We start from the raw sequence: 12,166 nt of genomic DNA, 5'->3' as shown, positions 1-12,166 counted from the left end.
GCTAGCGGGCGGTCACGGAACCGGCGGGCTCCTCGACCGACGCGAGACCCTTCGCGCGCAGCTCGAGCGTGCGCTTGCTCTGCTTCTGGATCTCCGGCTCCCGCTCGCGCAGCAGCGAGTACAGCGGCGCCGCGACGAAGATCGTCGAGTAGGTGCCGACGAGGATGCCGATGAACAGGGCCAGCGCGATGTCGCGCAGGGTGCCGGCGCCGAGCAGGAACGCTCCGATGAAGAGGATCGCCGCGACCGGCAGGATCGCGACCACCGACGTGTTGATGGAGCGCACCAGGGTCTGGTTGACCGCCAGGTTGACGGCCTCGCCGAAGGTCCGCCCGGACGTGCCCTCTCCCCGGTCGTGTTCTCGCGGATCTTGTCGAACACCACGACGGTGTCGTAGAGCGAGTAGCCGAGGATGGTGAGGAAGCCGATGACGGCAGCCGGCGTGACCTCGAAGCCCACGATGCCGTAGACGCCGGCCGTGATCACGAGGTCGTGCAGCAGCGCGATGAGGGCCGCCGCCGCCATCTTCCAGGTGCGGAAGTAGAGCGCCATGGCGATCGCGGCGAGGCCGAGGAAGATCAGCAGACCCCGGAGGGCCTGGCCGGTGATGTCGGCGCCCCACGACGGGCCGATGAAGGACTCGGTGACGTCCTCGAGCGGGAGGCCGTAGGCGTCCGCGAGGGCCGCGCGGACCTCGGTGCTCTGCGTGTCCGTGAGCTGGTCGGTCTGCACCCGCAGGCCGTCGGAACCGACCGTCGAGACGCGCGGCGCGATGTCCGGGACGACGCTCGTGACGGCGTCCTCCGCCTTCGTCTGGTCGCTGCCTGCCACGTCGGTGATCCGGAACTCGGAGCCGCCGGTGAACTCGATGCCGAACGTGAAGCCCCCGCGGAGGAAGGGCACCGTGAGGGCGAGCAGCACCGCGATCGCGGAGACCAGGAACCAGATGCGGCGGCGCCCGATGAAGTCGATCGAGCGCTTGCCGGTGTAGAGGTCGTTGCCGAACTGCGAGAAGCTCGCCATCAGGAGCGCCTGCCCTTCTCGGTGGATGCGGAGCCGGCCGGGACGGCGCCCGAGCGCGTCGGCGCGGCGGCGGCCGCCTCGGCGGCCTTGCGCTCGGCGATCGTCTGGCGGCGGGCCGCCTCACCCTGGCTGGCGGCGACCCGGCCGGTGACGGCGACGGGCGTCCGGAAGGACGCGCGGCCGCGGTACACGGCGCCGAGCGCCTTGGGGTCGAGACCGGAGAACCGGTGACCCTCGGCGAAGAACGGCAGGCGGCCGAGCAGCTGGAGCATCGGGTGCGTGAACAGGGCCACGACGGCGACGTCGATGAGCGTCGTGAGGCCGAGCGTCAGGGCGAAGCCCTTCACGTTGCCGACCGCGACGGCGAAGAGCACGGCCGCAGCCATGAAGTTGACCGTGTCCGATGCGAGCACCGTGCGCCACGCGCGCTTCCAGCCCGCCTCGACGGCCCCCGTGAGGCCGCGGCCGTCGCGCAGCTCGTCGCGGATGCGCTCGAAGTACACGATGAACGAGTCCGCGGTGATGCCGATGGCCACGATGAGGCCCGCGACTCCGGCCAGGAGAGGCGGTAGCCCTCACGCCAGGACAGGAAGGTCACGAGGAGGTAGGTGAGCGCGGCGGCGACGACGAGCGACGCGACCGTGACGAGCCCGAGGGTGCGGTACTGCACCAGCGAGTAGCCGATCACGAGGATCAGGCCGATGAGTCCGGCGATGAGGCCGCTGCGCAGTTGCTCGGAGCCGAGCGTCGCCGAGATCACGTCGGAGCTCTGGACCTTGAAGCTGATGGGCAGCGCGCCGTACTTCAGCTGGTCGGCGAGCGACTTCGCGGTCTCCTGCGTGAACGAGCCGGTGATCTGCGCGTTGCCGTCGGTGATGACCGCCTGGGCGACCGGCGCGGAGATGACCTGCTTGTCGAGGACGATGCCGAACTGGTTCTGCGGGGCGGTCAGGCCGGTGAGACGGGCCGTGACCTTGCCGAACTCGTCCGCGCCCTTGCCGGTGAACGAGAGGTTGACGGCCCACACACCGGTGCTGCCGCCGGTCTGGGTCTGGACGACGCCGCTCGTCGCGTTGGCGACGTCCTCGCCGCTCACCTCGACCGGGCCCAGGAGGTACTTCTGCGTGCCGTCGGTGCTGCAGGTGATGAGCGGCTCGTCCGTCGGCGCCGGCGTGCTGGTGTCGATGGAGCCGCAGTCGAAGGAGTCGTAGGCCGACTGCAGCTCCGGCGTCACCTGGGCCAGGTCGCTCGCGTTGGTCGGGCTGGGCGCGGGAGTGGGCGCCTCAGTCGGGGTGGGCGTCGGCGCCGGGGTCGGGGTCGAGCCCGCGTCGCCGCCGACGGAGTCCGTCGCCGGAGCGCCGGTCAGGAGGACCGGGCGGAACTCGAGCTTCGCGGAGGCCTCGATCCGCTGCAGCGTCTGCTCGTCCGGCTGACCCGGGATCGACACGACGACGTTCTGGCCGCCCTGCGTGTTGATCTCCGACTCGGACACCCCCGCCGCGTCGATGCGCTGTCGGATGATGCCGACCGCCTGGTCGAGCTGCTCCTGGGAGACCTGCTGGCCGCCTTCGACGACCGGCTCGAGGATGATCTGCGTGCCGCCCTCGAGGTCGAGGGCGAGCTTCGGCACCCAGCCGGCGCCCGAGAAGACGGCGCCGAGCACGTTGAGGCCGACCAGGACGACGAGGATGCCGCCGAGGACGGCGAGGGAGCGCCAGGCCTTGCGGACCGGGCTCGGAGACTTCGCCAAGGGCAGGACTCAGCTTTCTCGTAGGGCAGGGAGGATCGCCGCCGCTCTCACGGCGTTCGAGCGACGGTACAGGTTACTCGTCGAGCTTCTTGGGAGCGCGCGCGGCGGACGTCGTGTCGGCCTCGCCGAGCACCCGCTCGCCGTAGTGCGGGCTGGTGGGAGTCCCGTCGCCGGGATCGACCTCGCCGGCCTCGACGGCCTCCGCGTCGTCGTCGGTGACGACCTCGTTCGGCTCGATGATCTTCGCGATGGTCTGGCGGTGCACGGTGAGGATGGTGCCGGGCCCGGTCTCGAGCTGCACCTGGTTCTCCTCCTGGTCGATCGCGACGATCGTGCCGAAGAGGCCGAAGTTGGTCATGACCTTCGCGCCAGGCTGCGTGCGGTCCGCCATGGCTGCGAGGTCCCGCTGGCGCTTCCGGCTGTTGCGGAACATGAAGAAGATGAGCAGCGCGAGGACTGCGAGCATGACGATGGTGATGGGATCCACGAGTGGGCCTTCCAGGAGAGAAATCCGGGTCAGTGTAGTGACGCGGACTGGGAGCGCGGTGTCAGCGCAAGGCGCGGCAACAGGGGCGCGACGCCATGTGAACTATAGCCGGTCGCCGAACAGGGCCGCCGGAACCGAGGCTTCGCGGCGCGCCAGGCCGAAGTGCTCCCACCCCGACGGCGTCGCCACCCGGCCTCGCGGGGTGCGGGTGAGCAGTCCGGTGCGGACGAGGAACGGCTCGACGACCGACTCGATGGTCTCCGCTTCCTCGCCCACCGAGACGGCGAGCGTGTTGAGGCCGACCGGTCCCCCGTCGAACCGCGTGAGGATGCACTGCATCACGGCCCGGTCGAGGCGGTCGAGGCCGAGGCCGTCCACGTCGTAGAGCTCCAGGGCGGCGTCCACCGCCTCCAGCCCCGCGGAGGTCCGGTGCACGAGGGCGTAGTCCCGGACGCGCCGGAGGAGGCGGTTCGCGATGCGCGGTGTGCCGCGGCTGCGTCCCGCGATCATCGACAGGGCGGAGGAGTCGACCTCGAGGTCGAGGAGGGCCGCGGCCCGGTCGAGGACCTGCTCGAGCTCGGCGGTCTCGTAGAACTCGAGGTGCGCCGTGAAGCCGAATCGGTCGCGCAGCGGGTTCGGGAGGAGGCCGGCCCGTGTCGTCGCACCGACCAGCGTGAACGGCGCGAGGTCGAGCGGAATCGACGTCGCACCGGCTCCCTTGCCGACCATGATGTCGATGCGGAAGTCCTCCATCGCGAGGTACAGCATCTCCTCCGCGCTGCGCGCCATGCGGTGGATCTCGTCGACGAAGAGGATCTCGCCCGGCACGAGCGCCGAGAGCACCGCCGCCAGGTCGCCGGCGTGCTGGATGGCGGGACCGCTGGTCATGCGCAGCGGCCGCCCGCTCTCGTGGGCGACGATCATCGCGAGCGTGGTCTTGCCGAGCCCGGGAGGCCCGGCGAGCAGGATGTGGTCGGGCGTGCGGTTCTGCATGCTCGCCGCCTGCAGCAGGAGCTGGAGCTGACCGCGCACCTTGCGCTGCCCGACGAACTCGGCGAGCGACTTGGGCCGGAGCGCGCCCTCGAAGGCGAGCTCCGCCTCCGACTCGGCGTCCGGCCGGATGGATCCGTCGCTCACGAGGCGGACCCGCTCAGCTGGCGGGGGCCGAGCAGGCTGAGCGCGGCGCGGAGGAGTGCCTGGGTGTTGCGCTCGTCGGCGGCGTCGCGCAGCACCTCCTCCACGGTCTGCTGCGCGGTCCGCTCGGGCCAGCCGAGTCCCACGAGGGCGACCACGACGTCGCCGCCCACCGTGCGCGGGGCGATCGCGGGCGCGACGGCCCGGGGGCGAGGAGCTTCCCGGCCAGGGAGACGATGATGAGCTTGGCCGTCTTCGGACCGATGCCGGACACCTTGCGGAACGCGGCGTCGTCCTCGGCGACCACGGCCATCGCGACCTGATCCGGCGACATCGCGGCGAGCACGCCGAGCGCCGACTTGGGACCGACGCCCGTGACGCCGCGCAACAGGTCGAAGACGTGCAGCGCCTCCTGGTCGGCGAAGCCGAACAGGGACAGGTCGTCCTCCCGGACCACCAGGGCCGTGTGCAGGAGCGTCGTGTCGCCGATGCGGAGGCTGAGGGCGTGCTGGGGCGTGACAGCGACCGAATAGCCGATGCCGCCGACCTCGACGACGACCGACGCTCCGGACGCGGCGAGCACGGTACCGCGCAGCGAGGAGATCATGGCCACAGGCTAGGCGCGACGTCCGACCAGCTCGAGGAGGCGACACGGAGAGTCGAAGAAGTGTTCGACTCGTCCCGCATCCCGCCGGGCGGCAATGAAGTGTCAGGGCCGGCGGGAGCTCTTCTCGGCCTCGGCCCACGCGCGCTGAGCCGGAGTGAGACCGGCCGCGCCAGGCGTCGCGGCGGCCGCCGGCGTGCGCCAGGCGTGGCAGATCGCGAGGGCCAGCGCATCCGACGCGTCCGCGGGAGTCGGCGGTGCGTCGAGCCCCAGGATCTTGGCGACCATGGTGGCCACCTGCTTCTTCTCCGCCGAACCGTACCCGGTCACCGCGGCCTTCACCTCGGACGGCGTGTGCAGCCCCACCGCGAGCCCCGCTCCGCGGCGACGTGCATGGCGACGCCGCTCGCCTGCGCCGTGCCCATGACGGTGCGGACGTTGTGCTGCGCGAACACCCGCTCGAGCGCGACCGCGGTCGGGCGGTGCTCGTCCAACAGCTCCGCGATCCCGCGCCCGATGGCGAGGATGCGCTCCTCGAGCCGCATGTCGATGGGCGTCCGGATGACGCTCACGTGCACGAGGGTCGCGCGCCGGTCACGCGTGACGTCGACGACGCCGACACCGCAGCGGGTCAGGCCGGGGTCGACGCCGAGCACCCGCACGGGGCGTCAGTCGTTCTCGAGCTCGGCCATGACCTCGGCCGGGACGTCGAGGTTCGCGAAGACGTTCTGGACGTCGTCCGAGTCCTCCAGCGCGTCGATGAGCTTGAAGATCTTCCGCGCCGTCTCGGCGTCGACCGCGACCTGCACGCCGGGGACGAACTCGGCGTCGGCCGAGTCGTAGTCGATGCCGGCTTCCTGCAGTGCAGTGCGGGCGGCGACGAGGTCGCTCGGCTCGGTCACGATCTCGAAGGTCTCGCCGTGGTCGTTGACGTCCTCGACGCCCGCCTCCAGCACGGCACCCAGGATGTCGTCCTCGGTGAGGCCGTCCGTCTTCGAGACGGTGATGACGCCCTTCCGGCTGAAGTTGTAGGCGACGCTGCCCGGGTCGGCCATGGTGCCGCCGTTGCGCGTCATCGCGGTGCGCACCTCGGCGGCCGCGCGGTTGCGGTTGTCCGTGAGGCACTCGATGAGAAGTGCGACGCCGCCCTGGGCGTAGCCCTCGTACATGATCGTCTGGTAGTCGATCGACTCACCGGTGAGCCCGGCTCCGCGCTTGATGGCGCGGTCGATGTTGTCGTTGGGGACCGAGGTCTTCTTGGCCTTCTGCACCGCATCGACGAGCGTGGGGTTGCCCGAGAGATCCGCGCCGCCCATCTTGGCGGCGACCTCGATGTTCTTGATCAGCTTGGCGAAGGACTTGGCGCGGCGGCTGTCCTTGATCGCCTTCTGGTGCTTGGTGGTCGCCCACTTGGAATGCCCTGACATGCTGATCCTCTTCCGGGTGCGAATTGCGGCACCCAGTCTAATTCACGCGGATCGGGATCCCGCCGCGGCGGTTCCCGCTGACCGAATCAAGGAGATCCTGCCCCTCGCGTCCCCGGTAAGGGGCATCCCGAGCCTTCGCCGCTCCAATCTCCTTGATTCGGTCAGCTCAGGGGCGGAGGTGGCGGAGGAAGCGCTCGGGCGCCGCCAGGAACGACCGCCAGCTCCGCACGAGCTCCAGGTCCTCCCAGGTGCTTTCCCGGATGCCCCACTCCCCCAGCTCGAGGATTGTCGCGCCGTCCATGGCGGCGAGGATCGGCGAGTGAGTGGACAGGATCACCTGGGATCCGCCCTCAGCGACCAGCTCGTTGAGCGCGACCAGGAGGGCCAGAGTCCCGGAGAACGAGAGGGCGGCTTCGGGCTCGTCCAGCACCCACAGTCCGCGATCCCGGAAGCGGGTGCGCACCAGTTCCAGAAAAGACTCGCCGTGAGAGAGGTCGTGCAGCCCCGAGTTCCCCCACACGGTGTCGAGGTAGGTGTACAGCCCGTGCATCGTCTCAGCTCGCAGGAAGAACCCGCGACGCGCCCCGCCCGCTCCCCTGACCAGCTGCAGCGAGTCGTGCAGCGGCGATTCCGAGGGCCGCGTGGCGTACACCGCTGATGACGAGCCACCCTCCCCTGACAGCCCGAACGCCATCGCGATGGCTTCGACGATCGTGGACTTCCCGGAGCCGTTCTCCCCCACGAGCACGGTCACGGGACCGAGGTCGAGCCCTTCGTCGAGGAGGCGGCGGACCGCGGGAACGGTCGCCGGCCAGGCTGCACGCGCCATCGGTGCGAGCGCGTGCTCCTCGACCCGCCGAAGCGGCAGCGCAACGGGCGTGAGCACGCGGTCAGGCTAGTGCCCACCCTCGGATACTGACCAAATCAAGGAGATCCTGCCCCTCCTCGACCAGCTCATGCGGATCCGAGGCCGTCGAGGCCCTAATCTCCTTGATTTGGTCAGTGCACCCGGGAGGCGGACGGCTGGGTCAGCGCAGCTTGGTGAGGAAGTACTCGTGGAAGCGGGTGTCGCCCGTCACCTCGGGGTGGAAGGAGGTGCCCAGCAGGTTGCCCTGCTCCACCGCCACGACCCTGCCGTCCTCCAGCTCCGCGAGCGAGTGCGCCTTCGCGCCGAGCTCCTCGACGATCGGGGCGCGGATGAAGACCGCGTGCAGCGGCGCATCGCCGAGCTCCGGGATGTCGAGGTCGGTCTCGAACGAGTCCAGCTGGGTGCCGAACGCATTGCGGCGGACGACGACGTCCAGTCCCCCGAAGCTCTCCTGGCCCTCGATCCGGTCCCGGACGGTGTCGGCGAGCATGATCAGCCCCGCGCACGTCCCGTACACGGGCATGCCGTCCGCGATCGCCGCCTTGATCGGCTCCGCCATGCCGAAGGCGCGCGACAGCTTGTCCATGACGGTGGACTCTCCGCCCGGGATCACGAGTCCGTCGACGCCGGCGAGCTCCTCCGGCCGGCGGACCGGGCGCGCGTCGGCGCCGAGTCCGCGCAGGACCGCGAGGTGCTCCCGGAAATCGCCCTGCAGGGCGAGGACGCCGACGGAAGGCGCCGCCACGCCTACCAGCCGCGCGTCGCGAGGCGGTGCGGCGCGGGCACGTCGGCCACGTTGATGCCGACCATCGCCTCGCCGAGCCCGCGCGACGCGTCCGCGATGGCGGCCGGGTCGTCGTAGAACGTCGTGGCGCGGACGATGGCGGCCGCGCGCTTGGCGGGCTCGCCCGACTTGAAGATGCCCGAGCCGACGAAGACGCCGTCCGCGCCGAGCTGCATCATGAGTGCCGCGTCGGCCGGGGTGGCGACCCCGCCCGCGGTGAAGAGCACGACGGGGAGACGGCCGCTGCGGGCGACCTCGACGACCAGGTCGTACGGCGCCTGCAGCTCCTTGGCCGCGACGTACAGCTCGTCGGCGCTCTTCGCACCGAGGGCCGCGATCTCGCCCTTGATGGTGCGGATGTGCTTGGTCGCCTCGGACACGTCGCCCGTGCCGGCCTCGCCCTTGGAGCGGATCATCGCCGCGCCCTCGGTGATGCGGCGGAGGGCCTCGCCGAGGTTCGTCGCGCCGCAGACGAAGGGGACGGTGAAGTCCCACTTGTCGATGTGGTTCACGTAGTCGGCGGGCGAGAGCACCTCGGACTCGTCGATGTAGTCGACCTTGAGCGCCTGCAGCACCTGGGCCTCGACGAAGTGGCCGATGCGGGCCTTCGCCATGACCGGGATGGAGACGGACTCGATGATCTGCTCGATGAGGTCGGGATCGCTCATGCGGGCGACGCCGCCCTGAGCGCGGATGTCGGCGGGGACGCGCTCGAGCGCCATCACGGCGACGGCCCCGGCGTCCTCGGCGATCTTCGCCTGGTCGGCGGTGACCACGTCCATGATCACCCCGCCCTTCAGCATCTCGGCGAGGCCTCGCTTGACCCTGCTGGTGCCGAAGGAGTCGTTACCCGTGTTCGCTGTGCTGTCCGTCACGTCCGTGCCAATCCGTGTGTGCCGCGCGTCACGCGCGCGAGATGCCCCGCAGTCGGGCGTGGGCAGCCCTCAGTCTACGCCGGGCCAACCGGCGGCGAGGCTCGCACGGACGTCGCCGAGCAGTTGCGGGAGGGCCTTCGTCCCGGCGATGATCGGGAAGAAGTTGGCGTCGGTCGCCCACCGCGGCACGACGTGCTGGTGCAGGTGCGCGGCGATGCCCGCGCCGGCGATCCGCCCCTGGTTCATCCCGATGTTGAAGCCGTCGGTGCCCGCCACGGTGCGCAGGACGCGCATCGCGGTCTGGGTGAGCCGGGCGATCTCGTCGATCTCCTCCGCCGTCGCCTCGTCGTAGAGCGGCACATGCCGGTACGGGCACACGAGAAGGTGGCCGGAGTTGTACGGGAAGAGGTTGAGCAGCACGTAGGCGTGCTCGCCGCGGGCGACGATGAGGGCCTCCTCGTCGCTCTTGGTCGGCGCGATGCAGAAGGGGCACTCCTCCGGCTGACCGCCGGTCTCGATGTAGACCATGCGATGCGGCGTCCACAGGCGCTGGAAGGCGTCCGGGACGGCGGCGAAATCGGCGGAGGACTCGATCGGCGCTCCGGCGAACTCGTCCGGTGAGTAGGGGCCCCCGCTCATCCCAGGTCGTCCGCCGTCAGCACCTGACGCCGGTCGGCGATCGCGGCACGGATCAGTGCGGCCGCCTCGGCGACCGGCACACCGTTGCGCTGACTGCCGTCGCGGAACCGGAAGCTGACGGCGCCGGCGGCGCGGTCCTCCTCCCCCGCGATGAGCTGGACGGGCACCTTCGCCTTGGTGTGCGTGCGGATCTTCTTCTGCATGCGGTCGTCGCTCGCGTCGAGCTCGGCCCGCACCCCCTCGCCGCGCAGCCGGTCGATCACGCCGCCGAGGTAGTCCGCGTACTCGTCGGCGACCGGGATGCCCACCACCTGGACCGGCGAGAGCCAGAGCGGGAAGGCACCGGCGTAGTGCTCGAGCAGGATCGCGAAGAACCGCTCGATCGAGCCGAACAGCGCGCGGTGGATCATGATCGGGCGCTTCTTGGCGCCGTCCGAGTCGGTGAACTCGAGCTCGAACCGCTCGGGCAGGTTGGGGTCGACCTGCACGGTCGACAGCTGCCACACCCGGCCGATCGCGTCGCGGGTCTTGAGGTCGATCTTCGGACCGTAGAACGCCGCCTCGCCTGCCACCTCGGTGAGCTTCAGCCCGCTGGCGAGGGCCACGTGGCGGAGCGCGTCGGTCGAGCTCTGCCAGAACTCCTCCGAGCCGATCCACTTGCCCTTCTCGTCGTCCTTCATGCTCAGCTCGAGCTCGAACTCGGTGAGCCCGAAGTCGCGCAGCATCGAGATCACGAACTCGAGGACCTTCGCGACCTCGGTCTCGAGCTGCTCGGGAGTGACGAAGAGGTGGGCGTCGTCCTGGGTGAAGCCGCGCACGCGGGTCAGGCCGTGCAGGGCGCCGGAGAGCTCGTTGCGGTAGACGGTGCCGTTCTCCTGCAGCCGCAGGGGCAGCTCGCGGTAGCTTCTCGCGCGCTCCTTGTAGATGAGGATGTGCATCGGGCAGTTCATGGGCTTCAGGTAGTAGTCCTGGCCCAGCTTGGTGATCTCCCCGAACTCGTCGCGCTCCTCGTCCATCCGGATGGGCGGGAACATCCCCTCCTTGTAGGTGACGAGGTGGTTCGACTGCCAGAACAGGTCGGCCTTGGTGATGTGCGGCGTGTAGACGTAGTTGTAGCCGGCCTCGCGGTGCCGCCGCAGGGCGTGCTGCTCCATCTCCTGGCGGATGATGCCGCCCTTGGGGTGGAACACGGCGAGGCCGGAGCCGATCTCGTCGGGGAAGCTGAACAGGTCGAGCTCGGCGCCCAGCCGGCGGTGGTCGCGCTTGGCGGCCTCCTCGAGTCGCTCCTGGTAGGCGCGGAGGTCGTCCTTGGTCGGCCACGCGGTGCCGTAGATGCGCTGCAACTGCGGGTTCTTCTCGGACCCGCGCCAGTAGGCCGCCGCGATCCGGGTGAGCGCCCAGCCGTTGGCGAGCACGCGGGTGCTCGGCACGTGCGGACCTCGGCAGAGGTCCTTCCAGATCACGTCGCCGCTCTTCGGGTCGACGTTCTCGTAGACCGTCAGCTCGGCGCCGCCGACCTCGACCGACTCGCCGTCCTCGGACTCCCCGACCGCGCCTTTGAGACCGATCAGCTCGAGCTTGAACGGCTCGGACGCGAAGAGGGTGCGTGCCTCGTCCTCGGTGACGACCCGGCGGCGGAAGCGCTGCCCGGCGCGCTGGATCCGCTCCATCTCCTTGGTGAAGGCCTTAAGGTCGTCCGGAGTGAAGGGCTCGGCCACGCCGAAGTCGTAGTAGAAGCCGTCCGTCACGGGCGGCCCGATGCCGAGCTTCGCCTCCGGGTTGATGCTCTGCACCGCCTGGGCGAGCACGTGCGCGGCCGAGTGGCGGAGGATCGCGAGCCCGTCGGCGGAGTCGATCAGAACGGCCTCCGGCTCCGAGCCGGCAGGGACCTCGCGGGCCAGATCCCACAGCTCGCCGTCGACGCGCATCGCGACGACACTGCGGTCGGGGAACAGCTCGAATCCCGTCGTCGGCTCTCCCCCGGCGCTCTCGGAGACGGCGGCGGATTGCTCGAGAGGTTCGGTCACGACGTTCTTCCTGACGGGGCTGGAGGGCTTCTCAACTGTAGCGCCGGGGGCGGATGCGCCCCGCGCCACCGAGAGCGCAGCGCGCCGGAGGCGCGAGCGCCCGGCGCCACCGACAGCGAGCACCGCGCGGCAGCGCGCCAGCTCCACGGCCCCCTCGGGTCGGGCGCGCGAGGGGTCAGGCGTGCGGGCGCAGGTGCGAGATGGTCTGTGCGAGCTCGAGGAGCGCGTCGTCCGACAGGAGCCCGTCGACGTGTGTGGCGCCCTGCACCGCCTGATGCAGCACCGCCTGCACCTCGTCCAGCGGGCGCCCTGCGTGGCTGGCGGCCACGTTCCGGACCGCCTCCTCCACGACGGGGTGGAGGTCGTCACGGCCCCTCTCGGTCAGTTCCCTGATCGCGCGCTCGCTCAGTCCGGGTGCATTCGTCATACCGTCACGCTACGTCGGGCCGGGCTCTGCGGCCAGGCCTGGTCGGACGGAGGACCGCGGGTCATCCCAGCGAGGGACGGGGATCGGCCGCCCGCCCGATTCCGCCGCGACGCCCCGTCCC

Annotated in this window: 9 protein-coding genes and 4 pseudogenes; all 13 read right to left on the bottom strand. The window is 70.6% G+C overall.

The window, feature by feature from the left end; genetic code table 11:
* Position 1 precedes the first annotated feature (1 nt).
* Positions 2 to 1,023: pseudogene (gene secF / locus QUE51_RS13735) on the bottom strand (protein translocase subunit SecF).
* Positions 1,023 to 2,773, bottom strand: a pseudogene (gene secD, locus QUE51_RS13730) (protein translocase subunit SecD). Before secD ends, secF begins: the two co-directional pseudogenes overlap by 1 nt.
* Before the next feature lie 73 nt (positions 2,774 to 2,846).
* Complete coding sequence (gene yajC, locus QUE51_RS13725) at positions 2,847 to 3,260, bottom strand: preprotein translocase subunit YajC (protein ID WP_286276925.1); 414 nt, start codon at positions 3,258 to 3,260, stop codon at positions 2,847 to 2,849.
* Between the two features lie 102 nt (positions 3,261 to 3,362).
* On the bottom strand, positions 3,363 to 4,397 hold the full coding sequence (gene ruvB / locus QUE51_RS13720) for a Holliday junction branch migration DNA helicase RuvB (protein WP_286276924.1): 1,035 nt from the start codon (positions 4,395 to 4,397) through the stop codon (positions 3,363 to 3,365).
* Positions 4,394 to 5,001: pseudogene (ruvA, locus tag QUE51_RS13715) on the bottom strand (Holliday junction branch migration protein RuvA). The gene ruvB and the pseudogene ruvA overlap by 4 nt, the downstream one beginning before the upstream one ends.
* 102 nt (positions 5,002 to 5,103) lie before the next feature.
* Positions 5,104 to 5,660: pseudogene (ruvC, locus tag QUE51_RS13710) on the bottom strand (crossover junction endodeoxyribonuclease RuvC).
* 6 nt (positions 5,661 to 5,666) lie between these two features.
* Positions 5,667 to 6,425 (bottom strand): YebC/PmpR family DNA-binding transcriptional regulator, encoded by a 759-nt coding sequence (locus QUE51_RS13705; RefSeq protein ID WP_286276921.1) that lies wholly within the window; start codon positions 6,423 to 6,425, stop codon positions 5,667 to 5,669.
* A 166-nt stretch (positions 6,426 to 6,591) separates the two neighbouring features.
* On the bottom strand, positions 6,592 to 7,254 hold the full coding sequence (locus QUE51_RS13700) for an AAA family ATPase (RefSeq protein WP_286279399.1): 663 nt from the start codon (positions 7,252 to 7,254) through the stop codon (positions 6,592 to 6,594).
* A 199-nt stretch (positions 7,255 to 7,453) separates the two neighbouring features.
* Positions 7,454 to 8,038, bottom strand: coding sequence for a pyridoxal 5'-phosphate synthase glutaminase subunit PdxT (gene pdxT / locus QUE51_RS13695; protein WP_286276920.1), 585 nt, complete (start codon positions 8,036 to 8,038; stop codon positions 7,454 to 7,456).
* A 2-nt stretch (positions 8,039 to 8,040) separates the two neighbouring features.
* Entirely contained in the window at positions 8,041 to 8,952 is a 912-nt protein-coding gene (pdxS, locus tag QUE51_RS13690; RefSeq protein WP_286276919.1) for a pyridoxal 5'-phosphate synthase lyase subunit PdxS, read from the bottom strand.
* 69 nt (positions 8,953 to 9,021) lie between these two features.
* A complete protein-coding gene (locus QUE51_RS13685; RefSeq protein ID WP_286276917.1) occupies positions 9,022 to 9,591 on the bottom strand; it encodes an HIT family protein in 570 nt (189 codons plus the stop codon).
* On the bottom strand, positions 9,588 to 11,519 hold the full coding sequence (thrS, locus tag QUE51_RS13680; RefSeq protein WP_286279398.1) for a threonine--tRNA ligase: 1,932 nt from the start codon (positions 11,517 to 11,519) through the stop codon (positions 9,588 to 9,590). Before thrS ends, QUE51_RS13685 begins: the two co-directional genes overlap by 4 nt.
* Before the next feature lie 274 nt (positions 11,520 to 11,793).
* The gene (locus tag QUE51_RS13675; protein ID WP_286276916.1) at positions 11,794 to 12,045 is read right to left on the bottom strand and encodes a hypothetical protein; all 252 of its coding nucleotides are present in this window, start codon (positions 12,043 to 12,045) and stop codon (positions 11,794 to 11,796) included.
* Positions 12,046 to 12,166 lie beyond the last annotated feature (121 nt).

Source organism: Naasia aerilata, assembly GCF_030296595.1.
Taxonomy (GTDB): domain Bacteria; phylum Actinomycetota; class Actinomycetes; order Actinomycetales; family Microbacteriaceae; genus Naasia; species Naasia aerilata.
The sequence above is the reverse complement of the archived record's forward strand: the minus strand, read 5'-3'. Positions and strand labels throughout refer to the sequence as shown.

Excerpts from the sequence above, each read along its gene's own strand:
- QUE51_RS13705 (WP_286276921.1), bottom strand. The coding sequence starts at position 6,425 with ATGTCAGGGCATTCCAAGTGGGCGACCACCAAGCACCAGAAGGCGATC.
- QUE51_RS13700 (WP_286279399.1), bottom strand. The coding sequence starts at position 7,254 with ATGGCGCGTGCAGCCTGGCCGGCGACCGTTCCCGCGGTCCGCCGCCTC.
- QUE51_RS13685 (WP_286276917.1), bottom strand. The coding sequence starts at position 9,591 with ATGAGCGGGGGCCCCTACTCACCGGACGAGTTCGCCGGAGCGCCGATC.
- thrS (WP_286279398.1), bottom strand. The coding sequence starts at position 11,519 with ATGCGCGTCGACGGCGAGCTGTGGGATCTGGCCCGCGAGGTCCCTGCC.
- QUE51_RS13675 (WP_286276916.1), bottom strand. The coding sequence starts at position 12,045 with ATGACGAATGCACCCGGACTGAGCGAGCGCGCGATCAGGGAACTGACC.